Consider the following 21,738-nt stretch of genomic DNA (forward strand, 5'->3'; position numbering starts at 1 on the left):
TTCAAGGAAACCCTCATGGCCACGCTGCGCTGGTATTTCGACTTCGTCTCGCCCTATTCCTACCTGCACTGGCAGAAGCTGAAGCGGCTGCCGCAGTTCGGCCAGATCCAGCCGGTGCCGATCGCCTTCGGTGCGGTGCTGCATCACCTGGGCAACCTCGGCCCGGCCGAGATTCCGGCCAAGCGCCGCTTCATGTACCGCCAGCTGCAGTGGACCGCGCAGGCCGAGGGCACGCCGCTGCGTTTCCCACCGGGCCATCCGTTCAACCCGCTGTCGGCGCTGCGCCTGTGCCTGGCGGCCGGTGCCAGCGCGCAGGCGGTGGACGTGCTGTTTGACTGGATCTGGCGCGAGGGCAACGCCGGCGACAGTGCCGAGGCTCTGCGCGAGCCCGGCGCCCGGCTGGACATCGAGGATGTGGCCACCGCCATTGCTGATCCGGCGGTGAAGGAGCAGCTGCGGCGCAACACGGACGCCGCCATCGACGCCGGTGTGTTCGGCGTGCCGACCCTGGCCATCGGCGATGAACTGTTCTGGGGCAACGATGCGCACCCGTTGATCGCCGCCGTGCTGGACGATCCGGGCCTGTTGCAGCAGCCCGAGTGGCAGCGCCTGGACAGCCTGCCGGTGGCGGTGCAGCGCAGTCGCTGAACAGGCACTGGCGTATTTCCCTCGCGCGCCGGGCGCGGTTTTGAGATAGTTTTCACATTTCCGAACCTACAACCGCCCTGGAGGGGGAGCCGCGGATGCGCATCGGAATCGTCGTCGACTCGGCCTGCGACCTGCCGCAGGACTTCATCGCCGAACACAACATCGTGCTGCTGCCGATCACCGTCCGCATCGGCGAAGCCGTGCTGGCCGATCACCGCGATGAGCAGGCCACGCTCAGTTTCCTGCACGCCCATGTGGCCGAGCATGGCGCTGAAGCGGAAACCATCCCCTTCAGCGTCAACCAGATCCGCGACCTGTTCCTGCAGCAGCTGGTGATCGACTACGACCACGTGTTCTGCATGACCATCACCAAGACCCGCAGCCCCATCCACGACAACGCGCTGCAGGCCAGCTTCGCCATCCTCAACGACTACAAGCCGGTGCGGCAGGCGGCGGGCTACAACTCGCCGTTCGCGCTGCGCGTGCTCGACACCCAGAACCTGTTTGCGGCGCAGGCGGTGACCGCAATCGAGGCCGTGCGCCTGCGCGACAGCAACGCCAGCGTGCAGCAGATCCGCGAGCGGCTGGAGGAACTGGCCGGCAACGTGCATGGCTACATGGTCACCCGCGACCTGTACTACATGCGCGCACGTGCACGGCACAAGGGTGACCGCAGCGTCGGCCTGCTCAGTGCCGCGCTGGGCAGCGCGCTGGACATCAAGCCGGTGCTGCACGGCTACCGCGGCGAGACCGGGCCGGTGGCCAAGATCAAAGGCTTCGACAACGCCGTACAGAAGCTGTTCGCCGTGGTGGGCCAGCGTGTACGCGCCGGGCTGATGACACCGACGGTGTGCGTCAGCTACGGCGGTGAACTGGACGAACTGCGCGCCCTGCCCGGCTATGCGGCATTGAAGCAGGTCTGCGCCGAGCACGGCGTCAGCGTGTATGAGTCGGTGATGAGCCTGACCGGCATGGTCAACGTCGGCAAGGGCGCGGTCACCGTGGGCTTTGCCGATGGGCCGCATCGGTTTGAATGAAGGCCAACCGCGGCGGGAATCTGCACATCGATTCCACCGCGACTGTGCCAGCCTTGCCGCACTTCAAGGAGAACACCATGCCTGCGCAGTACCACATCAGCCTGCCCGACCCGTCCAAGGCCCGCGGCAACGACCCTGACCTGTCCTTCCATTCGCAGGGCGCCGCCGGCTTCGCCGAGGAACTGCAGAACGCCCTGCGCAGCGGCACGCTGTTCGAGCGCTGGAAGGCCAAGCAGCCCGACCCGGATGCGGTGGAACCGCAGTGGGGCGTGACCGATCCGGACGCCACCGTGACCGGCGAACAGAAGGACCTGCGCATCAACCTGGTGGCCACCACCCGCATCGACAGTGACGTGTTCAAGCAGCGCCTGCGCCTGCTGGCCGGCAGCCACTGGGAACTGCGCGACGTGCGTTGAGGTCCCGCCGGGCATGGCTCGGCGCTGTCCATGCTCTGGTAGACGCCAACCTTGGTTGGCGCTTCTGCAAAATGCTGCCAACCAAGGTTGGCAACTATCGGGCGCGAGGTAGTGCCGGCCGCTGGCCGGCATTACCAGCCACCGCCCAGCGCGCGGTACAGCTCCACCCGGGCGATCGCCGCCGTGGCCTGGCTGTTGGCCAGCGCGGCCTGGTTGTCCAGCGCGATGCGCTGGGTACTGAGCACATCCAGCATGTCGACCACGCCGGCCTGGTACTGCCGACGCGCCGCACCCAACGCGGTTTCGCTCTCCTCCACCGCCACGTGCAACTGCACGGTGCGCTGCTGTTCGGTGGCATAGCCATCGATGGCGTCATCCACTTCATGCCAGGCCTGCAGCACCGTGCGCTGGAACTGCAGCGACGCCTGCTGCTGCTGCAGCCTGCTCAGCGCCAGGTTGGCCTTCAAACGCCCGCCCTGGAAGATCGGCAGGCTGATCGCCGGCCCGACGCTGAAGCGATGCGCGTTCCAGCCATCGAGGTCATCAAGCTGCTTGGCCTGGAAACCGGCATCGCCATTCAACGTGATACGCGGCAGGAAGCTGGCCTTGGCCACCCCGATACCCGCCGTTGCGGCATGCAGTGCCGCTTCTGCGCGCCGGATGTCCGGGCGGCGCTCGGCCAGTTCGCTGGGCAGACCCACCGCCACCGCCGGCAACGCCGGCCAGTCGCCACGTGCATCCTGCAACTGCGCATCCAGTGCCTGCGGGGGTTGCGCCAGCAGGAATGCCAGCGCATTGCGCAGCTGCGATTCGCGATGCCGCAGCGGCGCGATGCGTGCCTGCAACGAGGCCACCTGCGCCGCCGCGCTGGAGACCTGCAGCGTGCTGGCCACGCCCTGGCGCTGGCGTGCTTCGGTCAGGCGCTTGATGTCGTGGGCGATGCTCAGATTGTCCTCGGTGATCGCCCGCAGCTGCCGCGTCGCACGCAGCTGCAGATAGTCACGCGCGGTTTCCGCCAGCAACGCGATGCGCACCGCATGCGCATCCTCCTCGGCCATCTGCACGCGCGCATCGGCCGCTTCCAGCTGGCGCCGCACGCGCCCCCACAGATCCAGCTCCCAGCTCAGGCCCATGCCCGCCTGGAACAGCCCGTAGTCGTCGCGCCCGCCGTTGCCGGAGGGATCGTTCAGGCCCACCTCGCTGTTGCGTGCACGCGCGCCGCTGGCGGTTGCGCTGACGCTGGGCAGACGGTCGGAAGCGCTGATGCCACGCGCGGCGCGGCTCTGCTGCACGCGGTTGGCCGCCAGCCGCAGGTCGATATTGGCCTGCAACACCTGCCCTGCCAGCTGACCCAGCAGTGGATCGTCGAAGCCGGCCCACCAGGCCGCGTCCTGATCGATTGCACTGGCAGTCACCGCCTCACCCTGCCAGTGGCTGGGCAGTTGCGCCTGCGGACGCACGAAGTCCGGGCCCATCGTGCAGGCGGCCAGCGCCGTGCACACGGTGGCCGCGAAGAAGATGCGCAACACGGGGCCTGCGCTCATGCGCCCTCCCCGGCCGCAGGGCCCGCAGCACGCTGCGCGTTCTGGGCGCGCGCACGACTGTCCAGGTCGACGCTGGCCTCCACCGACATGCCGGCGCGCAGCTGGTCCAGCAACGGCTGGCCCGGCTCCAGCACGATCTTCACCGGAATGCGCTGCACCACCTTGGTGAAGTTGCCGGTGGCATTCTCCGGTGCGACGGCGGCGAAGGTGACGCCGGTGGCCGGGGCGATGCTGTCGATGTGGCCACGCAACGGCTTGCCGGGGAACACGTCCACCGTCAGCTCGACCTGCTGGCCGGCCTGCATGCGGGTCATCTGTGTCTCCTGGAAGTTGGCCACCACGAAGGCGCGCTGCAGCGGCACCACCGCCGCCACCGGCGTGCCCGGCGTGAGGTAGGCACCGACGCGAACCGCGCGACGACCGACCATGCCGTCGATCGGTGCGCGCAGCACGGTGTGCGAAAGATCCAGTTCGGCGCGAGCCTGCGCCGCTTCCGCGCGCTGCACGGCAGCCTGCGCGGCCTGCACACCGGCCGTCAGGATGTCGGTGCGCTGGCGCGCGGTCGACAGCGCGGCCTGGCCCTGCTGCAGATGCGCACTGGCCACTGCCTGCTTCGACTGTGCCTGCTGTGCGTTCTGCACGGTGCCGGCGCCATCACGGGCCAGCTCGCGGTAACGCTGCTGGTCGGCACTGGCCAGGGTCAGTTCGGAACGGCTGACATCGACACTGGCCCTGGCCTGCTCGATCAGCGAATCCTGCTGGGCCAGTGCGGCCTGCGCATTGGCCAGCTGCGCGCGGGCATTGGCGAGGTCGGCACGTGCCGCCTGCAGTGCCACCTGGTAGTCACGGTCGTCGATGCGGGCGAGCACGTCGCCGGCCTTTACCGATTGGTTGTCCTGCACATCCACGGTACTGACGAAGCCGGCCACCTTCGGTGCGACCACGGTGAAATCGGCATTGACGTAGGCATTGTCGGTGCGCTGGTAGCGCCCGTCGCGCAGCAGCAGCCAGCCGCCGATGGCCAGAGCCAGCACGCCCAGTGCAAGGCCGGTGTTGAGGATTGTCTTGTTGAGGCTCATGGGGGAGTCCTTGCGGGTAAGGGTCAGGCCACAGCACGTGGCGGATGGACACGGGTTGCCCACGGCAGCAGCGGCAGGCAGCCCAGAGCTACCAGCGCCACCAGCCAGTACAGGTCCGCCGAGGTCAGCGCCTGCACCTGGGCGTGCAGGCGCGCGGGCAGATCGGCGCTGGCCGGCAACCACGGCTGGTTGCCCAGGTGGTCGACCAGCGCGGTCGAATGGAGGTGACGCCGTGACTGCCCGACCGCATCGAGCACGCCACCGGCGAACACCGCCGAAAAGCCTTTGACGGTGTTGAACCAGGCCGAGGCATAGGGACCGTCCTGCGGCGCCAGGCCAGTGGTGGCCAGCAACAGCAACGGCAGTACCGCCATCGGCTGCGCCACGACCTGCAGCAGCTGCACCCACAGGAAGGTGTCGCGGTTCCACTGCACATCCAGGTGCGCGCCGATGAAGCACGCCGCCGCCAGCAGCAACAGCCCGGCCGCCTGCACCCAGCGGCAGTCCACCACTCGCAGGTTCATCAGGGCAGCCACCAGCGGCAGCGCAATGACCTGCGGCAGCGCCACCCACAACAACAGCGGCGCGGTCTGCAACGGGCGGTAGCCCTGCACGCTGGCCAGGAACCCGGAGGGGATGGAGATGACGGCCAGCAGCACGAACAGCACGCCCACGCAGGTGACCAGCGAATAGCCGAGATTGCGATGGGCAAGCAGTTGCAGCTTGAAGAACGGCAGCGGGTGGAACCATTCATTGATGAAGAACAACACCAGCAGGCCGCTGCCGCCGCCCAGCAACACCGTGATCAGCGGTGAATCGAACCAGTTCAGGCGTGCGCCCTGGGTCAGGCCCAGCACCAGCATCACCAGCGCCGGCAGCCCCAGGGCCAGGCCCACACCGTTGAACTGGGCAAAGCGCTCCAGGCGCATCGGGTCCTGCGGCAGGCCCCAGCCGACCATCACCATCCCGGCCACGCAGAACGGCACGATCTGCCAGAACGCGAACTGCCAACCCGCGTGCTCCACCCACAGCGCGGCCAGCGGCGTGCCCATGCTCGGCCCGAACGTGGCGGTGAGCGCATAGCCTGCCAGGCCGTACAGCTTGATACCCGGGGGCAGGAAGCGCAGCGCCACGCTCATCAGCAGCGGAGGCAGGGCACCGCCAGCCAGGCCCTGCAACGCGCGCAGCAGCAGGAAGGTCGGCAGGTTCGGCGCCAGCGGGCACAGCACGCCCAGCAGCATGAAGGTGCCGATCATCACCAGGCCGAAGCGGCGCAGCGAGAAGGTGGCCGCGCACCAGGGCGCGAAGGCCATCGCGCTGACTGACATGGCGCTGTAGATGCCGGTGATCCAGTTGCCGTCATCGACGCTGAACCCCATCGCGCCGCGGATGTCAGCCAGCGCGACCTTGGTGACGTTCTCGTTGAATCCCGACAGCAAGACCACCAGCAGCACACCGCACAGCCCGACCACGATGCGGCGATCGAACGCGGGGGCAGCGGGGACTGCCGGGGCCTGTGGCAGGGTGATCGCGCTCATGGGTGCGGACCGATCCGTGCAGCGCACGGCAGATGAAGCGACATGGCGTGCGCTCGGTGAATGTGGGGAGCGCAGTCTAGGCAGGCCCACAGCTGCGAAAAATGGCGTGGGTGAAATGCCAGTCGTGCACCAGACGCACGGGTTGCCGCGCTCCATGGATTGCCGCTTCGTGGCGCACGGCGTGCCCGCGCTCCATCGAATGCCTTTTCATGGAGTCGAGCAGAAGTGGTCGAGCAGGCTCGACGCTACAACGCGTCGGCGTCGCACATGCTCTTGATCGTACGGCGCAGCCAACGGTGCGCTGGGTCGTTGTCCATGCGCGGATGCCAGGCCTGCACCAGCGCCACCGTGCGTACTGGCACCGGCAGCGGGAACATGCGCAGTGGCAGTCCCATGTAGGCGATCCGATCGAGCATCACGCTGGGCATCTGCGGCAGCACCAGGTCCGAGGAGGCTGCGGCGAAGATCGCACCGTGGAAGGTGGGGATGACCATCGCTACCCGCCGCCGCAGGCCCAACTGTGCCAGTTCGTCGTCGATCGGCCCATGCGCGATGCCGCGTCGGGAGACGGCGATGTGGTCGCAGGCGGCAAACCGCTCTGCAGTGATATCGCCGTCGAACAGCGGATGATCCTCGCGGGCTGCGCCGAGCAGTGCCGTGGTGAACAGGTTCTGGACCTTGGTTTCCTGCGTATGCTTGCCGGCAGTGCTGATATACAGGTCGATCCGGCCCTGCACCATCGCGTCATCGTCGGAGTCACCTTCGGGCATGAACCGCAGCGTGCAACGTGGCGCCTGCTGGCGGAACACTTCGCGCAGGCGGCCACCGTAGCTGCCGATGAACACGTCGTTGGCGCGGATGCTGAAGGTATGTTCCAGGGTCTGGATGTCCACCTCACGCCCTTCGTTGAACACCCGATGGGCCTGCTCGATCACGTCGCGCACCTGCTCGCGCAGTTCCAGCGCGCGCGGGGTTGGCGCCAGGCCGCGGCCGGCGCGTACCAGTACCGGGTCGCCCAGCGCGTCGCGGATCCGCCCCAGGGTGCGGCTCATGGCCGGCGCGCTCAGGTTCATGCGCCGGGCCGCCCCGGCGACACTGCCTTCGTCCAGCAGGACATCCAGGGCCAGCAGCAGGTTGAGGTCGGGCAGGGGCATGGCAGTCTCCAACAGGTGGAATGACTCTACGACACTTTCAGTCAAAGTCGATTGCGTACCATGCACGTATTGCCTGCACCACACGGCATGGGTGCGCGGCGCGGCATGAGCGACCATCCCTGGCCTGCCAAGGAGACACCCATGTTCAACACCCTGCTGGTCGCCCTCGATGGCGGCCCCCAGCACGCGCGCGTGCTGGACCTGGCCGCAGCCGTCGCCGGCCCGCGCAGCCGCCTGCACCTGCTGTGCGTGCTCGACCCCGAATTCACGCTGGCCGCCGATGCCAGCGAAGCCGACCGCATCGAGTACCCGGAAGCCGCCCGCCAGCGCTCGCGCGCCGAAGCGGTGCTGGCCGAAGCGCTGGCCGAGCTGCGCGAACGCGGCGTCGATGCCATCGCGCAGATCCCCTCCGGCGAACCCGGCGAAGTCATCAGCGAACAGGCCCAGCGCCTGAAGTGCGACCTGATCGTGATCGGCCATCGCCACCTGTCGCGCCTGGAACGCCTGTTCGAACCTTCGGTCGGGCAATGGACCATCGACCACGCGCCCTGCCCGGTGCTGGTGGAAACCCGCGACCGGCACGGCTAGCGGCCATGGCCTCCCGCGCTCCGTTGTTCCCCACCCGGGTCAGCTACCGCGCCTTCGGTCGTCAGTTCGGCCGCGGCGAGCAGGCGCTGCTGGCGGCGATCCGCCAGCTGCGCGAGCCTGGCCTGCGGGCCGAGGGCCTCATCGGCCTGGGCGATCTCGGCCTGGACCGGCAGGGCTGCGATGCGTTTCTGGGCTTGTTGCCGCTGCTGACCACACCTTCGGCGCCGATCGACCTGCTGCGGCCCGGCTCCCCGTTCATCGCGGCCAGCGAACTGGACCTGCTGGTCTGCCTGCTGCGCATCGCCCAGTGGCGGCATGCGCGCCCGCGCGCGGACGACCCGCTGGCGCCGCTGCGTCTGCAGCTGGCGCGCTGCGCCCAGGCAGTGCAGGCGGCGAACCTGCACCTGCGGCCACGCTCGCTGTCGCCGGTCGGGCTGCGGCTGCTGGATCCGGCCGGCTGGCAACGGCAGCGATGACCCCGCGCAAGCGCGGGCGTGGCGCTGGCCGGTCGGTCTCAGCAGTCCAGGGTGCCGTGCGCGTTGCCCTCATCGTCGAGAACGTGCGCGTGCAGCATCACCTGGTTGCGGCCGGCGCGCTTGGCGGCATACAGGCCGGCGTCTGCATCGGCCAGCAGCTGATCGGCGCTGGCCAGCGCGGGCGGATGCAGATAGCCCACGCCAACACTGATGCTGATCGATCCTTCCGGCAACGGCAGGGCCTCCACCGCCTCGCGCAAGCGCTCGGCCAGCGCCAGCACCCCCGACAATGCACTTCCGGACACGATCACCGCGAATTCCTCGCCACCGTAGCGCGCCACACTGTCGCCGGCGCGGCCGGCCGTTGACTTCAGCACCGCCGCGACAGCCTGCAGACAACGATCGCCGGCCGGATGGCCGTGCTGGTCGTTGAACGCCTTGAAGTGGTCGATGTCGACCAGCAGCAGGGCCAGTTCGCTGCCGTTGCGCCGCGCCCGGTTCCATTCGGCCTGCAGCACCGTGTCGAACTCGCGGCGGTTGGCCACCCCGGTCAGGCCGTCGCGCCGGGCCAGCTCATCCAGTCCCGCCTGGCGCTCCAGCAGATCCATCTGCAGCACGGTACTGCGCAGGCTGAAGCCCAGTGTGGCGACCACGAAGCCGGCCACCGCCAGCCATCGCGCGTGGTCCACCACCAGGGTGCCGACCACCAGCAGCAGCAGCGGCAGGATGATCGGCCCGCCGGCCTGGACCAGCCGCGAAAGGCGGGGGTGCAGCACGAAGCCGGGCGCCGGTGCCTGGCGCAGCGCCAGCACGGCCAGCAGCAGGAACGGCAGGTCGATCAGCAGGTCGTTGTAGGCACCAAATGACTGCTCGGCGGTGTAGTGGTTGATGTAGAACGCCACCGCCAGGTAGACCAGCGCATACAGCGCCAGCGCGCGGAAGAAGCTGCGCCGCTCGGGCACGTCGCCGGCCAGCCAGCGCACCACCGCGAAGACGGCGATGCACAGGTTCTGGATGTCGAACATGCGCTGCATGTTCGCCATGGCCTGGTTGTCGATATCGATGCGGTCGGCGAACGACTGCGTATGCACGAAGAACAGCACGCCCAGCAGCGCCGCCATGCCACCGTCGATCACGCTGATCGACCAGCGCTCACGGCGCGCACGCGCCAGGATGAACACCAGCGGCACGCCGTACAGCACATACAGAAGCAGGCTCACCCGCGGAGTGATGTCGGCGCGATCGGCGCCAAGGGCATCGAGCATGTTCACGCCCATGCCGCCGGCCCACAGTAGCAGGGCCAGCGCCGTGGCCCGCCAGCCCAGCGCCGCGCGGTCGCGCTGACCACGCCACAGGCAGGCCGCTGCGGCCAGCACGGGGGCGCCGGTCAGGAAAACGAAGGACCCCGCACCCGCCGATCCCGGCCACAGGGTCAGCACCAGGCCATGGCAGAGCACATACAGCAGCGCCAGCACTACCGGCATGCATCCCCCGATCCACAAAGCCGTACGCGCGCACGATAGCCCGGGGCGGCGCCACGATGGTGTGATCCACCACTAGAAAGTCGGCGTGTAACCGTAGAGCCGAGCCCATGCTCGGCTGCCATCCAGTCGGAGGCCCAAGGGAAAGCCGAGCGTAGGCCCGGCTCTACCGGGGTCAACGCTTCAGCGCTTGGGCGTGATGGGCGATGTGCTCGCCGATGAAGCTGGCGATGAAGTAGTAGCTGTGGTCGTAGCCGGGCTGCAGGCGCAGGGTCAGCGGGTGGCCAACGGCCTCGCAGGCCTGCTGCAGGCGCTCGGGCTGCAGCTGGGTCTGCAGGAATTCATCGGCGGCGCCCTGATCCACCAGCAGCGGCAGCCGTTCTTCGGCCGTGGCCAGCAGCGCGCAGGCATCCCACTGCGCCCAGTCGGCCGGGTTGGCGCCCAGATAGGCGGTGAACGCCTTCTGTCCCCACGGCACCTGGCTGGGCGCAACAATCGGCGAGAACGCCGACACGCTGCGATAGCGGCCGGGATTGCGCAGGGCAATCACCAGCGCACCATGGCCGCCCATCGAGTGCCCGCTGATGGCGCGCGCAGCGGTCACCGGGAAGTGCGCCTCGATCAGCGCCGGCAGTTCCTGCGCCACATAGTCATGCATGCGGTAGTGCTTGGCCCACGGCTGCTGGGTGGCGTTGAGGTAGAAGCCGGCGCCCTTGCCCAGGTCGTAGCCTTCGGCATCGGCCACCTCGTCGCCGCGCGGGCTGGTGTCGGGCGCGACCAGGATCACCCCGTGCTCGGCCGCGTACCGCTGCGCGCCGGCCTTGGTGATGACGTTCTGTTCGGTGCAGGTCAGGCCGCTCAGCCAGTACAGCACCGGCAGCTTCTGCGTGGCCGCCTGCAGCGGCAGGTACACGGCGAACTGCATGTCGCAGCCCAGCGTGGTGGACGTGTGGCGGTAGACATCCTGCCAGCCGCCGAAGCAGGCGCGGTGTTCAATGCGTTCCATGATGTTCTCCTGCGCGGCGCGTCGGCGCACGCATGCTTCTGGTAGGTGCCGACCTTGGTCGGCTTATCCACGCCCGGCGTGGATGCCTTTGTTGATCAGTTCATCCAGCTGCGACAGCAGGCGCAGCAGCGGTTCGACGCCGGGCTGCCCGTCCAGGTTGCGGTACGCGGCCACCGCCACCTGGCTGCGCGGCGGCCAGTGGCCGTCGGCACGGGCTTCGTGCAGGCGGGGCAGGAACACCTGCGCCAGCCAGTGCTCGAACGGCATCTCGTCGATACCGAACGGTGAATCCACGGCACGCGGCGGCCCGACCGGCCCCTCGACCCAGCCCAGCGCACGCAGCGCCTGCTCGATCGGTTCGACCAGGGCCGCGCGCGGATCGTCCGCGCGCGGCCTGCGCAGGGCATCGAGCCAGCCCATGCCGCGGCTCAGTAATGGACCACCGAACGGATCGACTTGCCTTCATGCATCAGGTCGAAGGCTTCGTTGATCTTGTCCAGGTCCATGGTGTGAGTCACGAACGGCGCCAGTTCGATATCGCCCTTCATCGCGTCCTCGACCATGCCCGGCAGCTGGCTGCGGCCCTTCACGCCACCGAAGGCGGTGCCCATCCACTTGCGGCCGGTCACCAGCTGGAACGGGCGGGTGGAGATTTCCTGGCCCGACCCGGCCACGCCGATCACCACGCTCTGGCCCCAGCCACGGTGTGCGCATTCCAGCGCCGCGCGCATCACGTTGACGTTGCCGATGCACTCGAAGCTGTGGTCCACGCCCCAAGTGGTCATTTCCACGATGACCTGCTGGATCGGCTTGTCGAAGTCCTTCGGGTTGATGCAGTCGGTGGCGCCGAATTCGCGCGCCAGCTCGAACTTGGACGGGTTGGTGTCCACCGCGATGATGCGGCCAGCCTTGGCCTGGCGCGCGCCCTGGATCACCGCCAGGCCGATGCCGCCGAGGCCGAACACGGCCACACTGTCGCCTTCCTGCACCTTGGCGGTGTTGTGCACCGCGCCGATGCCGGTGGTGACGCCGCAGCCGAGCAGGCAGACGTGTTCCGGGTTCGCGTCCGGGTTGATCTTGGCCAGCGACACTTCAGCCACCACGGTGTACTCGCTGAAGGTCGAGCAGCCCATGTAGTGGTACAGCGGCTCACCGTTGTAGCTGAAGCGGCTGGTGCCGTCAGGCATCACGCCCTTGCCCTGGGTGGCGCGCACGGCCACGCACAGGTTGGTCTTGCCGCTCTTGCAGAACAGGCACTCGCCACACTCGGCGGTATACAGCGGAATCACGTGGTCACCCGGCTTGACGCTGGTCACGCCCTCGCCCACTTCCACCACGATGCCGGCGCCTTCATGGCCCAGCACCACCGGGAACAGGCCTTCCGGATCGTCGCCGGACAGGGTGAACGCATCGGTGTGGCAGACACCGGTGTGGGTGATCTTGACCAGCACTTCGCCGGCCTTCGGCGGGGCGACATCGATCTCGACGATCTGCAGCGGCTGGCCGGGACCAAAGGCGACGGCGGCACGGGACTTCATGGTGGCTTCTCCAAAGACAGGCAGTAACAGGATGGGCGGCGCAATGTTGCGCCGTCGTTTATTTCAGGTACGAGCGGATCAACGCGCTCATGTCGCGCACGCGTTCGGCGCGCTGTTCGTCGGAGGCGGCGGGCTGGCCGAACTCCTCGCGCAGATGGGCTTCCATCACCTCGGACATCAGGCCGTTGACCGCGCCACGGATGGCGGCGATCTGCTGCAGCACCGGCCCGCAGTCGGCACCAGCTTCGAGCGCGCGATCCAGCGCGTCGCACTGGCCACGGATGCGGCGGACGCGGGCCAGGACCTTCTTTTTCTCTTCGGGGGAGTGCGGCATGGCGGCGCCACCTTGGAACTATACTGGGGGATAGTATACACACCCCGCCACCGCACTCAATCCGCCGGGGTCAATCGAACACGCCCTGTCCTGCGAGCCGGGTCAACTCATCCACCACGTAGCGCACCTTCGGCCGCAGGTGCCGGGTTGGCGGCCACAGCGCGTGGATGTCGATATGCCGCTGCATGTGCGCGTCCAGCACCGAGTGCAGTGCGCCGGACTCCAGATGACGGCGCACCAGTGAGATGGGCATCTGGCAGATGCCCAGCCCAGCGATGGCCCCCTCGATCACCGCGTCGCCGTCGTTGAGCTGGTAGGTCGCGTTGGGGATGAACGTGCCTTCTGCATCATCGCTGCCGACCCGCCACGCCACCGGCTGGCCGTGGCGGAAGCCGACGATGCTGCGGTGCTGCGCCAGTTCCTGCACGGTCTGCGGAGTGCCGTGCGCCTGCAGGTACTCCGGCGATGCGCAGGTGACCAGGCGCTGGCGGCCCAGCCGGCGCGCCACCAGATGTTCGGCCTGGTGCAGTCCACCAAAGCGGATCAGCAGGTCGATGCCCTCCTCGATCGGGTCCACGAAGTGATCGGTGAAGGTCATCGTCAATTGCAGGTCCGGGTACTGCCGGCACAAGCGCAGCAGCACCGGCAGCACCACCAGCCGCCCGAACGAGGACGGCATGTCGATGCGCAGCCGACCGCTGGGCAGGCCGGCCGAGCCCAGACAGGCTTCGGCAGCGGAGATCTCCTCCAGCGCCGCTGCGCAGGAGGCGTAGTACGCCTCGCCGTCGGTGGTCAACGCGATGCGTCGCGTGGTGCGGTGGAACAGGCGCACGCCCAGCCGTGCTTCCAGCCGCGCGATGGCCTTGCCCACCGCCGAGCGCGAGATGCCCAGCGCATCGGCGGCTTCGGTGAAGCTGCCCGAACGGGCGGTGGTGACGAAGGTCACCAGGCCATTGAGGGATTCCAGCGGCAGCATCGTTCGCGCTCCATTGGGGACAAATGGTCCCGCACCGAGGGAAATCGAAGCGCTTTATGCGCCCGCATGTCAACTCCATCCTGTGTGCATGGCGCCGCTGGCGCCCCTCCCCCGCACCGAGACGACCGACATGACCGCCGCCCTGTTCCAATCTTTCGACCTGGCAGGCACCGCCCTGCGCAACCGCATCGCGATGGCCCCGATGACTCGTGCCCGCAATCCCGGCACGGTCGCCAACGCACTCACCGCGCAGTATTACCGGCAACGCGCCAGCGCCGGCCTGATCATCAGCGAAGGCACGCCGGTCTCGCCGCAGGGCCAGGGCTACATCGACGTGCCGGGCATCTGGTCCGACGAACAGGTGGCCGGCTGGAAGCTCGTCACCGAGGCCGTGCACGCCGAGCAGGGCACGATCTTCGCCCAGCTCTGGCACGTAGGCCGTATGTCGCACAGCTCGCTGCAGCCCGATGGCGGGCAGCCGGTCAGCGCCGGCACGCGCCCGGTGGCCAGCGCGCCGAAGAACACCTCGTTCGTGTACCTGGCCGACGGCAGCCGCGGCCATGCCGATCCGACCCCGGCACGCGCGCTGGATACCGCGGAGATCCCCGGAATCGTCGACGACTTCGTGCGCGGCGCCGAGAATGCGATCGCCGCCGGCTTCGACGGCATCGAGCTGCATGCCGCCAATGGCTATCTGTTCGAACAGTTCCTCAACCCGCTCATCAACCAGCGTGAGGACCGCTACGGCGGCTCGCTGCCGAACCGTGCGCGGCTGATCCTGGAAACCGTCGATGCGATGGCGCAGCGCATCGGTGCGCACCGCATCGGCGTGCGCCTGGCGCCGAACAATCTCACCTTCGACATGCCGTTCTACGACGACAACGAAGCCACCTACCTGTACCTGGCCGAAGAACTGGGCAAGCGCGGGCTGGCCTATGTGCACCTCAACGACAACCTGCAGCAGGGCGAATCGGTGCTGGGTGAGGCGTTCCTGCAGCAGTTCAAGCAGGCCTACGGCGGCACGCTCGTCCTGGCCGGCGGCATGACCCGCGCGCGCGCACTGCAACTGGTCGAAGCCGGCACCATCGATCTGGCGGCGTTCGGCCAACCGTTCATCGCCAACCCGGATCTGGTCGAGCGCCTGCGCCGCGACATCGCGCTGGCCACGCCCGACCGCAGCACCTATTACGGCGGCGGCGAGGAAGGCTACCTGGATTACCCGGCCGCAGGCTGATTCCGCACGGGGTCGGATCCCTTTCCGCCGGACATGGCTCTGCCCCCTGTCCGGCGAAGAAGGGGGCAGCGCCGCGCTGCGCGCGGATCCGACCCCGGCCTTCAGGCGTCCTCGCGCACGTAGGCGAACGACGCGTCCAGCTGATCGAAGCCGATCACTTCGGCAACGATGGCCTGCGCGTCGTCGTCGCTGATGTTTCCTTCCGCAATGTCGCCCGAGCGAGCAAACAACCGCTGCAACGCCGCGTGCTGATCACTGCGCAGCACCGACTGGTGGGTCTGCAACCAGCGCTGCAGATTCCCGGCCAGGTCGCCGTGCGAAAGCAGCGAGTACGGCGGCTCATATTCGGCAACCGCTTCAACCATCTTGCGGAACAGGAAGTCCTGGTAGTTGGCGGCCAGCACATCGGCACGATCATCGTCATGCCACACCAGCACCACCGGCGGCTCGGCAACACCGGGCGCGTTGCTCCAGAAGCAGTAGCTGTCGCCTGCTCCGGTTCGCGCGAACGGCAGCAGCTGCAGGTCGGCGCGCAGGGGATTGTAGTGATCTTCCGCGGTCAGCTCCTGCCACGCCTCCAGCAGCTCGTCAGATTCCAGCGGCTCATAGTCCTGGGCGTACAGCAGCACCGGCGGCTCGGCCTGCAGCGACGGAAACACCGCTTCGGACCATTGCGGGTGGGGGCTGCCCCAGCTCAACCGGCCCGCTGCATGCAGTTGCTTGAACAAAGGGGGGAAGACCTGCCCGGTGGCCTGTTCGATGTCAGGGAGTGCGCTCATGGAAGTCCTTGTCGACAGAGGTCGCCCAGCTTGCCCGATTCCGTGCAGGAGATGAATCGGCAACAGCCGGCAGCAGGACTAGACTGCAGGCCATCGACTGCCGAGGGTCGCTGCCATGCACTCCCCTGCACAGAGCTTCATCATCAACATCGACGTGCCCGACCTGCCCACCGCCGAAGCGTTCTATGGGGCTGCCTTTGGATTGCGCGTCGGCCGCCGCCTCGGCGCGGGGGCGGTGGAACTGCTGGGCGGCCCAGCGCCGCTGTATCTGTTGCAGAACGACAGCGGCAGCCCTGCCACCGAAGACGGCGACGTGCGCGATTACCAGCGCCACTGGACGCCGCTGCATCTGGACTGGGTGGTGGATGACATCGAAGTCGCGCTGGCGCGAGCGGTTGCGGCCGGAGCGATCCTCGAACAGCCGGTTGGCGAGCGCCGCTGGGGGCGTATCGCGGTGCTGGCCGATCCGTTCGGGCATGGCTTCTGCCTGATCCAGTTTGTCGGCCTGGGGTATGACGCGCTGGTGGAATGAGTGATCGTGGTGGGCATGGTGGGTGCCGACCGTTGGTCGGCACTGCATCACCTACCGCAACTCACTCCCGCAGCGTATCCACGAACGCGCGCAGCGCGCCGGGCATCTGCCGCTGCTTCGGGTAATACAGTGCAAACCCGGCAAACGGTTCGCTCCAGTCTTCCAGCACCGCCACCATCTGCCCCGATTCGATGTACGGCCGCGCCGTGTCTTCCAGCACATAGGCCAGGCCGATGCCATCGAGCACCGCGCCGACCACGGTGCCCTGCTCGCCCAGCGTCAGCCGCCCCGGCACGTCGATTTCCAGCGCCTGCCCATCACGCTCGAACTGCCACTTGTACAGATGCCCGCTGGCGAAGCGGAAGCGGATGCACTCGTGGCCGGCCAGGTCATGCGGATGCTGCGGGGCCGGGCGTCGGCGCAGATACTCCGGCGATCCGACGATCAAGCCGCGCAGCGGCGGCCCCATCGGCACCGCCACCATGTCTTCGGGTACGAACTCGTGCAGGCGCACGCCGGCGTCGTAGCCTTCGGCGACGATATCGACCAGGCCATCGTTCTCGGTCAGCTCCACCCGCACATCCGGGTGGGCGTGCAGGAAGCGCGCCAGCCTCGGCCCCAGCTGGGTCGCCACCGCCGCCCGCGTCGCGTTGATGCGCAGCAGGCCGGCCGGGGCAGCGCGGAACTGGTTCATCTCTTCCAAGGCGTCATGTACCTGGCCCAGCGCCGGCTGCAGGCGCTCCAGCAGGCGCTGCCCGGCCTCGGTCAGGGCCACGCTGCGGGTGGTGCGATGGAACAGGCCCACCCCCAGCCGTTCCTCCAGCGCGCGGATGGCATAGCTCACCGCCGAGGTCGACAGCGCCAGTTCCGCGCCGGCGCGGCGGAAGCTGCGATGACGGGCGACCGCGGCGAAGGCGGCCAGGTGGGTCAGGTTGTCAGTGGCCATGATTGTGCAGTTCCACTTGATGAATCATGCCGATATCCGGGCTTCTTGCCGCTGGGTACGGGGCGTATTGTAAAACGCCTTTCGACAAACCCTGCCAAGGATTCCCCATGTCCCTCGCCCGTGGTTACGCCGCCCATTCACATACCGACCCGCTGATCCCGTACGAGTTCGAACGCCGCGCGGTCGGCCCGGACGATGTGCGCATCGAGATCCTCTACAGCGGCATCTGCCACTCCGACCTGCACCAGGCCCGCGACGACTGGGGTGGCTCGATCTACCCGATGGTGCCGGGCCACGAGATCATCGGCCGCGTCACCGAGGTCGGCAGCAACGTCACCCGCTTCAAGGTCGGCGACCACGCCGGCGTCGGCTGCATGGTCGATTCCTGCCGCCACTGCGACGCCTGTGAGCACGATCTGGAACAGTACTGCGCCGAAGGCGCGACGTGGACCTACAACGGCCGCGAGCGTGAAAGCGGTGCGCCGACCTACGGCGGCTATTCCGACCACGTGGTGGTCGAGCAGCGCTTCGTGGTGAAGGTGTCCGACACGCTGGACCTGAAGGCCGCCGCGCCGCTGCTGTGCGCCGGCATCACCACCTGGTCGCCGCTGCGCCACTGGAAGGTCGGCCCGGGCCAGAAGGTCGGCGTGATCGGCCTGGGTGGCCTCGGCCACATGGGCGTGAAGTTCGCCAAGGCGCTCGGCGCGCACGTGGTGATGATCACCACCACCCCGGAAAAGGGTGCCGACGCCAAACGCCTGGGCGCCGACGAAGTGCTGGTCTCGCGCGATGCCGCACAGATGAAGGCCCACGCCGGCAGCTTCGACTTCCTGCTCAACACCATCCCGGTCGGCCATGACACCAACCCGTACATGGGCCTGCTCAAGCGCGAAGCCACCATGTGCCTGGTCGGCGTACTGACCGAACTGGACCCGCCGCTGACCGGTGGCAGCGTGATCTTCGGCCGCAAGCACCTGACCGGCTCGGCGATCGGCGGCATGGCCGAGACCCAGGAAATGATGGACTTCTGTGCCGAGCACGGCATCGTCAGCGATGTCGAGATGATCGACATCAAGAACGTCAACGAAGCCTGGGAACGCATGGCGAAGAACGATGTGCGCTACCGCTTCGTGATCGACATGGCGACGATGAAGAACGCGGCCTGACCGCGCTGCCGCAGAAACGAAAAACCCCGGCATTGCCGGGGTTTTTCGTCTGGGATTGCCGGCCAGCGGCCGGCACTACCGCAGGGCGATCAGTACGCGAACTCGCGGAACACCGGATCCACATCGCCGTGCCAGCGCCCATGGAACAGCGCCAGCTTGCGCTCGGCCGGGGTCAACCCGGACTCGACGATTTCCTGCAGCACGTCCAGGAACTTGCTCTCGTCCTGGCCATCGGCATTGCGCGCGGCACGACGCTTGAGGCCTTCCACCGAAATCTTCACCGCTTCGCGGGCCAGGTCGCGCACCGTGCCGGTGCGGAACGGCAGGTTCATCGCATGCCTGGGCACGCCGTCGCGCAGCGCGTGGCGCTCGGCCAGGCTAAAGTCACGCACCAGATCCCACGCCGCATCCAGCGCGGTGTCGTCGTACAGCAGGCCGACCCAGAACGCCGGCAGCGCACACAGCCGGCTCCACGGGCCACCGTCGGCACCGCGCATTTCCAGGTACTTCTTCAGGCGCACTTCCGGGAACGCGGTGGTGGTGTGGTCCGACCAGTCGCGCAGGGTCGGCAACGCGCCCGGCAGCACCGGCAGCTTGCCCTGCATGAAGTCGCGGAAGCTCTGCCCGCTGGCGTCGTGGTAGATGCCATCGCGGTAGGAGAAGTACATCGGCACGTCGAGCAGGTAATCGACATAGCGCTCGTAACCGAAGCCATCCTCGAACACGAAGTCGAGCATGCCGGTACGGTCGGCGTCGGTGTCGGTCCAGATGTGCGAGCGATAGCTCAGGTAGCCGTTCGGCTTGCCTTCGGTGAACGGCGAATCGGCAAACAGCGCGGTGGCGATCGGCTGCAACGCCAGCGACACGCGGAACTTCTTCACCATGTCCGCTTCGCTGGCGTAATCCAGGTTCACCTGCACGGTGCAGGTGCGGGTCATCATGTCCAGGCCCAGCGAACCGACCTTGGGCATGTAGGCGCGCATGATCTTGTAGCGGCCCTTCGGCATCCACGGCATCTCATCGCGCGACCACTTGGGCTGGAAACCCATGCCGAGGAAGCCCAGCTGCAGCTCGCCGGCCACCTGCGCCACTTCATTCAGATGGGTACCGGTCTCCACGCAGGTCTGGTGGATGGTTTCCAGCGCCGCGCCGGACAGTTCCAGCTGGCCGGCCGGTTCCAGCGTCACCGAGGCGCCATCGCGCAGCAGGGCGATGGTGTTGCCGTTCTCCTGCACCGGCTGCCAGCCGAAGCGGACCAGGCCCTTGAGCAGCGCTTCGATGCCGCGCTCGCCTTCGAAGGTCGGCGGGCGCAGGTCATCCAGACGGAACCCGAACTTCTCGTGCTCGGTACCGATGCGCCACTGCGCACGGGGCTTCTCGCCGGAGGCGATCTCCGCAACCAGCTGCGAGCGGTCGGTAATGGGCGTATCGGCGACGTGGCTGGGGCTCGACAAGGGGAGGACTCGCTGGACAGTGGCAGGGGATGTGGGGCCCAGGGCCCGCCATCGCAAGGGCGCACTATAGCGTGGCACCCCGTTGCGTCATGCGACGGTGACGGGTTTCAGCATCCTACCGACGCCCTCTTGACCCCCGTACACTCAAGGTCATGAGCCGCCATTCACGACACCCCGAACTGCACCGCTCCGAGCGCGTCGGCTGGCTGCGCGCCGCCGTGCTGGGGGCCAACGATGGCATCGTCTCGGTGGCCGGCCTGGTAGTCGGCGTGGCCGCCAGCGGCGCCTCGGCCAGCACCATCCTGGCCACCGGTGTCGCCGGCACGGTGGCCGGTGCGATGTCGATGGCGGCCGGCGAGTATGTCTCGGTACAGACCCAGGCCGATACCGAAGACGCCGACCTGGCGATGGAAGAGCGCGAGCTGCACGAAGACCCACACAGCGAACTGGAAGAGCTGAGCGCAATCTACCGCCACCGCGGCCTGGACCCGGCGCTGGCCCGCCAGGTTGCCCAGCAGCTCACCGCCCACGATGCGCTGGGTGCGCACGCGCGTGACGAGCTCGGCATCACCGACACCCTGCGCGCGCGTCCCTTGCAGGCGGCGCTGGCCTCGGCTGGGGCGTTCACCTGCGGCGCCGCACTGCCGGTACTGACCGCCCTGCTCGCGCCGGTGGACAAGGTCGCGCTGATGACCACCGCCAGCACCCTGCTCGGCCTGTGCCTGACCGGCGCGATGGCCGCGCAGGCGGGCGGCGCACCGCCCTTGCGTGGCGCGATCCGGGTGATGTTCTGGGGCGCGCTGGCGATGGCGGCCGCCGCCGGCGTCGGCCGCCTGCTCGGCGCGCACGTGTCATGACCATCATGCTGCCGCCCGCCTCCGCGCTGCTGGCCGAGATGGCCAGCCTGGCCGGCTGCGAACGCGCCGAAGGCTATGCCTGCATCACCGCACGCCGCGAGCATGGCGCCAGCTCGGTGGAAATTCCGCAGCCACAGTTCGCGATCCTGCTGGAAGGACGCAAACAGGTACGTACCGCGCACCAGTCACTGGAATTCGTGCCCGGCGACATCCTGCTGCTGACCCAGCGCTGCCGCATCGATGTAGTCAACCGCCCCGATCCACACAGCGGCCGCTACCTCAGCGCGATCGTGCCGCTGTGCGCCGAAGTGCTGGCGGCAGCGCGCACGCTGTGGAACGAGGAGCTGCCCAGCGCCGGCCCGGCAATGGCGCGACTGCCATTGGCCGAACATGGCGCGATACTGCGGCAATGGCGGCAGTCGCTGCAGGACGGCCGCTACAGCGAAGCGCGGCTGGCGTTGGCCACGCTGGTGCTGACCCTGTGCCGCCAGGGCCACGGCAACCTGCTGCTGCCACATGCACCGAGCCTGGGCGAACAGATCCGCGACCGCATCGCCGCCGAGCCGGCACGCGACTGGCAATCACGCGATGTCGAGGAACAGTTCGCACTGAGTGGCGCCACGCTGCGCCGACGCCTGGCCGCCGAGGCCACCAGCCTGCGCCAACTGCTGACCGAGGCGCGCCTGGCACATGGCATGCAGCTGCTGTACACCACCGACCTGCCGCTGAAGACCGTCGCCGCGCGTGCGGGCTACCGCTCTGCGGCGAGCTTCAGCAAGCGCTTCGCCGAACGGTACGGGCTGGCACCTACAGACATCTGAGGGTGTTCGGCAGGGCTGCACCCTGCACCCGCCGAGGCAACAGCGAGAGCCGAAGCAACAGCAACAGCGTGCATTCCGTGGGAGGGCGGGGCGGTGTCGGAGTGCGGGGACGCCGCAAGTACGTCCCTGTAGGC

The 21,738-nt window shown here is 68.1% G+C and carries 23 protein-coding genes; 10 read left to right on the top strand and 13 right to left on the bottom strand.

Features of this window, described 5'->3' with window-relative positions; genetic code table 11:
• Positions 1-15 precede the first annotated feature (15 nt).
• The 3 genes from AC5YGJ_RS13660 to AC5YGJ_RS13670 all read left to right on the top strand — a co-directional run bounded on the left by AC5YGJ_RS13660 (position 16) and on the right by AC5YGJ_RS13670 (position 2,101).
• Entirely contained in the window at positions 16-648 is a 633-nt protein-coding gene (locus AC5YGJ_RS13660) for a 2-hydroxychromene-2-carboxylate isomerase (protein ID WP_496186831.1), read from the top strand.
• A gap of 95 nt (positions 649-743) precedes the next feature.
• Positions 744-1,685 carry a DegV family protein gene (locus AC5YGJ_RS13665; protein ID WP_107232054.1) on the top strand — a complete coding sequence of 314 codons (942 nt, stop codon included), beginning with the start codon at positions 744-746 and terminating at the stop codon, positions 1,683-1,685.
• A 77-nt stretch (positions 1,686-1,762) separates the two neighbouring features.
• Positions 1,763-2,101, top strand: a complete 339-nt coding sequence (locus AC5YGJ_RS13670; RefSeq protein ID WP_107232087.1) for a hypothetical protein — start codon at positions 1,763-1,765, stop codon at positions 2,099-2,101.
• Between the two features lie 131 nt (positions 2,102-2,232).
• Here the strand turns inward: AC5YGJ_RS13670 and AC5YGJ_RS13675 are convergent, their stop codons facing one another.
• The 4 genes from AC5YGJ_RS13675 to AC5YGJ_RS13690 form a co-directional block, all read right to left on the bottom strand.
• Positions 2,233-3,645, bottom strand: a complete 1,413-nt coding sequence (locus AC5YGJ_RS13675; protein WP_496186832.1) for an efflux transporter outer membrane subunit — start codon at positions 3,643-3,645, stop codon at positions 2,233-2,235.
• Entirely contained in the window at positions 3,642-4,724 is a 1,083-nt protein-coding gene (locus AC5YGJ_RS13680; RefSeq protein ID WP_409460485.1) for an HlyD family secretion protein, read from the bottom strand. Before AC5YGJ_RS13680 ends, AC5YGJ_RS13675 begins: the two co-directional genes overlap by 4 nt.
• A 23-nt stretch (positions 4,725-4,747) precedes the next feature.
• On the bottom strand, positions 4,748-6,262 hold the full coding sequence (locus tag AC5YGJ_RS13685; protein ID WP_496186833.1) for an MFS transporter: 1,515 nt from the start codon (positions 6,260-6,262) through the stop codon (positions 4,748-4,750).
• Between the two features lie 245 nt (positions 6,263-6,507).
• Positions 6,508-7,416: a LysR family transcriptional regulator gene (locus AC5YGJ_RS13690; RefSeq protein WP_496186834.1), complete on the bottom strand. Its 909-nt coding sequence runs from the start codon at positions 7,414-7,416 to the stop codon at positions 6,508-6,510.
• A gap of 141 nt (positions 7,417-7,557) precedes the next feature.
• Here AC5YGJ_RS13690 and AC5YGJ_RS13695 point away from each other — a divergent pair, with 141 nt between their 5' ends.
• Together AC5YGJ_RS13695 and AC5YGJ_RS13700 are read left to right on the top strand one after the other, a co-directional pair.
• The gene (locus AC5YGJ_RS13695) at positions 7,558-8,004 is read left to right on the top strand and encodes a universal stress protein (protein WP_496186835.1); all 447 of its coding nucleotides are present in this window, start codon (positions 7,558-7,560) and stop codon (positions 8,002-8,004) included.
• A gap of 5 nt (positions 8,005-8,009) precedes the next feature.
• Positions 8,010-8,480, top strand: coding sequence for a hypothetical protein (locus AC5YGJ_RS13700; RefSeq protein WP_496186836.1), 471 nt, complete (start codon positions 8,010-8,012; stop codon positions 8,478-8,480).
• A 38-nt stretch (positions 8,481-8,518) separates the two neighbouring features.
• Here the strand turns inward: AC5YGJ_RS13700 and AC5YGJ_RS13705 are convergent, their stop codons facing one another.
• From AC5YGJ_RS13705 to AC5YGJ_RS13730, 6 genes are all read right to left on the bottom strand, one after another.
• Entirely contained in the window at positions 8,519-9,964 is a 1,446-nt protein-coding gene (locus AC5YGJ_RS13705; RefSeq protein ID WP_496186837.1) for a GGDEF domain-containing protein, read from the bottom strand.
• 172 nt (positions 9,965-10,136) lie between these two features.
• Positions 10,137-10,967 (bottom strand): S-formylglutathione hydrolase, encoded by an 831-nt coding sequence (gene fghA / locus AC5YGJ_RS13710; protein WP_496186838.1) that lies wholly within the window; start codon positions 10,965-10,967, stop codon positions 10,137-10,139.
• Between the two features lie 63 nt (positions 10,968-11,030).
• Positions 11,031-11,387, bottom strand: a complete 357-nt coding sequence (locus AC5YGJ_RS13715; RefSeq protein WP_496186839.1) for a YqcC family protein — start codon at positions 11,385-11,387, stop codon at positions 11,031-11,033.
• Between the two features lie 8 nt (positions 11,388-11,395).
• Positions 11,396-12,505 (bottom strand): S-(hydroxymethyl)glutathione dehydrogenase/class III alcohol dehydrogenase, encoded by a 1,110-nt coding sequence (locus AC5YGJ_RS13720; RefSeq protein ID WP_107232044.1) that lies wholly within the window; start codon positions 12,503-12,505, stop codon positions 11,396-11,398.
• A 58-nt stretch (positions 12,506-12,563) separates the two neighbouring features.
• Entirely contained in the window at positions 12,564-12,839 is a 276-nt protein-coding gene (gene frmR, locus AC5YGJ_RS13725; protein WP_005411009.1) for a formaldehyde-responsive transcriptional repressor FrmR, read from the bottom strand.
• A gap of 70 nt (positions 12,840-12,909) precedes the next feature.
• Positions 12,910-13,815 (bottom strand): LysR family transcriptional regulator, encoded by a 906-nt coding sequence (locus AC5YGJ_RS13730; RefSeq protein WP_496186840.1) that lies wholly within the window; start codon positions 13,813-13,815, stop codon positions 12,910-12,912.
• A 130-nt stretch (positions 13,816-13,945) separates the two neighbouring features.
• Here AC5YGJ_RS13730 and AC5YGJ_RS13735 point away from each other — a divergent pair, with 130 nt between their 5' ends.
• Positions 13,946-15,049 carry an alkene reductase gene (locus AC5YGJ_RS13735; protein ID WP_496186841.1) on the top strand — a complete coding sequence of 368 codons (1,104 nt, stop codon included), beginning with the start codon at positions 13,946-13,948 and terminating at the stop codon, positions 15,047-15,049.
• Between the two features lie 101 nt (positions 15,050-15,150).
• Here the strand turns inward: AC5YGJ_RS13735 and AC5YGJ_RS13740 are convergent, their stop codons facing one another.
• Positions 15,151-15,828 carry an SMI1/KNR4 family protein gene (locus AC5YGJ_RS13740; protein WP_496186842.1) on the bottom strand — a complete coding sequence of 226 codons (678 nt, stop codon included), beginning with the start codon at positions 15,826-15,828 and terminating at the stop codon, positions 15,151-15,153.
• Between the two features lie 115 nt (positions 15,829-15,943).
• Between AC5YGJ_RS13740 and AC5YGJ_RS13745 the strand changes: the two genes are divergently transcribed.
• Complete coding sequence (locus tag AC5YGJ_RS13745; protein ID WP_496186843.1) at positions 15,944-16,360, top strand: VOC family protein; 417 nt, start codon at positions 15,944-15,946, stop codon at positions 16,358-16,360.
• Positions 16,361-16,421: 61 nt separating this feature from the next.
• Here the strand turns inward: AC5YGJ_RS13745 and AC5YGJ_RS13750 are convergent, their stop codons facing one another.
• Entirely contained in the window at positions 16,422-17,306 is an 885-nt protein-coding gene (locus tag AC5YGJ_RS13750) for a LysR family transcriptional regulator (RefSeq protein WP_496186844.1), read from the bottom strand.
• A gap of 107 nt (positions 17,307-17,413) precedes the next feature.
• Between AC5YGJ_RS13750 and AC5YGJ_RS13755 the strand changes: the two genes are divergently transcribed.
• Positions 17,414-18,472 carry an NAD(P)-dependent alcohol dehydrogenase gene (locus tag AC5YGJ_RS13755; protein ID WP_005419275.1) on the top strand — a complete coding sequence of 353 codons (1,059 nt, stop codon included), beginning with the start codon at positions 17,414-17,416 and terminating at the stop codon, positions 18,470-18,472.
• 89 nt (positions 18,473-18,561) lie between these two features.
• Here the strand turns inward: AC5YGJ_RS13755 and AC5YGJ_RS13760 are convergent, their stop codons facing one another.
• On the bottom strand, positions 18,562-19,926 hold the full coding sequence (locus tag AC5YGJ_RS13760; RefSeq protein WP_249842869.1) for a glutamate--cysteine ligase: 1,365 nt from the start codon (positions 19,924-19,926) through the stop codon (positions 18,562-18,564).
• A gap of 152 nt (positions 19,927-20,078) precedes the next feature.
• Here AC5YGJ_RS13760 and AC5YGJ_RS13765 point away from each other — a divergent pair, with 152 nt between their 5' ends.
• On the top strand, positions 20,079-20,783 hold the full coding sequence (locus AC5YGJ_RS13765) for a VIT1/CCC1 transporter family protein (protein WP_496186845.1): 705 nt from the start codon (positions 20,079-20,081) through the stop codon (positions 20,781-20,783).
• The gene (locus AC5YGJ_RS13770; RefSeq protein ID WP_309333497.1) at positions 20,780-21,604 is read left to right on the top strand and encodes a helix-turn-helix transcriptional regulator; all 825 of its coding nucleotides are present in this window, start codon (positions 20,780-20,782) and stop codon (positions 21,602-21,604) included. Before AC5YGJ_RS13765 ends, AC5YGJ_RS13770 begins: the two co-directional genes overlap by 4 nt.
• Positions 21,605-21,738: the final 134 nt, after the last annotated feature.

The organism is Stenotrophomonas sp. CS3K5 (assembly GCF_059515225.1).

Excerpts from the sequence above, each read along its gene's own strand:
- AC5YGJ_RS13745 (WP_496186843.1), top strand. The coding sequence starts at position 15,944 with ATGCACTCCCCTGCACAGAGCTTCATCATCAACATCGACGTGCCCGAC.
- AC5YGJ_RS13705 (WP_496186837.1), bottom strand. The coding sequence starts at position 9,964 with ATGCCGGTAGTGCTGGCGCTGCTGTATGTGCTCTGCCATGGCCTGGTG.
- AC5YGJ_RS13690 (WP_496186834.1), bottom strand. The coding sequence starts at position 7,416 with ATGCCCCTGCCCGACCTCAACCTGCTGCTGGCCCTGGATGTCCTGCTG.
- frmR (WP_005411009.1), bottom strand. The coding sequence starts at position 12,839 with ATGCCGCACTCCCCCGAAGAGAAAAAGAAGGTCCTGGCCCGCGTCCGC.
- AC5YGJ_RS13665 (WP_107232054.1), top strand. The coding sequence starts at position 744 with ATGCGCATCGGAATCGTCGTCGACTCGGCCTGCGACCTGCCGCAGGAC.
- AC5YGJ_RS13765 (WP_496186845.1), top strand. The coding sequence starts at position 20,079 with ATGAGCCGCCATTCACGACACCCCGAACTGCACCGCTCCGAGCGCGTC.
- AC5YGJ_RS13740 (WP_496186842.1), bottom strand. The coding sequence starts at position 15,828 with ATGAGCGCACTCCCTGACATCGAACAGGCCACCGGGCAGGTCTTCCCC.
- AC5YGJ_RS13720 (WP_107232044.1), bottom strand. The coding sequence starts at position 12,505 with ATGAAGTCCCGTGCCGCCGTCGCCTTTGGTCCCGGCCAGCCGCTGCAG.
- AC5YGJ_RS13715 (WP_496186839.1), bottom strand. The coding sequence starts at position 11,387 with ATGGGCTGGCTCGATGCCCTGCGCAGGCCGCGCGCGGACGATCCGCGC.
- AC5YGJ_RS13675 (WP_496186832.1), bottom strand. The coding sequence starts at position 3,645 with ATGAGCGCAGGCCCCGTGTTGCGCATCTTCTTCGCGGCCACCGTGTGC.
- AC5YGJ_RS13695 (WP_496186835.1), top strand. The coding sequence starts at position 7,558 with ATGTTCAACACCCTGCTGGTCGCCCTCGATGGCGGCCCCCAGCACGCG.
- AC5YGJ_RS13660 (WP_496186831.1), top strand. The coding sequence starts at position 16 with ATGGCCACGCTGCGCTGGTATTTCGACTTCGTCTCGCCCTATTCCTAC.
- AC5YGJ_RS13670 (WP_107232087.1), top strand. The coding sequence starts at position 1,763 with ATGCCTGCGCAGTACCACATCAGCCTGCCCGACCCGTCCAAGGCCCGC.
- AC5YGJ_RS13685 (WP_496186833.1), bottom strand. The coding sequence starts at position 6,262 with ATGAGCGCGATCACCCTGCCACAGGCCCCGGCAGTCCCCGCTGCCCCC.
- AC5YGJ_RS13750 (WP_496186844.1), bottom strand. The coding sequence starts at position 17,306 with ATGGCCACTGACAACCTGACCCACCTGGCCGCCTTCGCCGCGGTCGCC.
- AC5YGJ_RS13755 (WP_005419275.1), top strand. The coding sequence starts at position 17,414 with ATGTCCCTCGCCCGTGGTTACGCCGCCCATTCACATACCGACCCGCTG.
- AC5YGJ_RS13735 (WP_496186841.1), top strand. The coding sequence starts at position 13,946 with ATGACCGCCGCCCTGTTCCAATCTTTCGACCTGGCAGGCACCGCCCTG.
- AC5YGJ_RS13770 (WP_309333497.1), top strand. The coding sequence starts at position 20,780 with ATGACCATCATGCTGCCGCCCGCCTCCGCGCTGCTGGCCGAGATGGCC.
- AC5YGJ_RS13700 (WP_496186836.1), top strand. The coding sequence starts at position 8,010 with ATGGCCTCCCGCGCTCCGTTGTTCCCCACCCGGGTCAGCTACCGCGCC.
- fghA (WP_496186838.1), bottom strand. The coding sequence starts at position 10,967 with ATGGAACGCATTGAACACCGCGCCTGCTTCGGCGGCTGGCAGGATGTC.
- AC5YGJ_RS13680 (WP_409460485.1), bottom strand. The coding sequence starts at position 4,724 with ATGAGCCTCAACAAGACAATCCTCAACACCGGCCTTGCACTGGGCGTG.
- AC5YGJ_RS13730 (WP_496186840.1), bottom strand. The coding sequence starts at position 13,815 with ATGCTGCCGCTGGAATCCCTCAATGGCCTGGTGACCTTCGTCACCACC.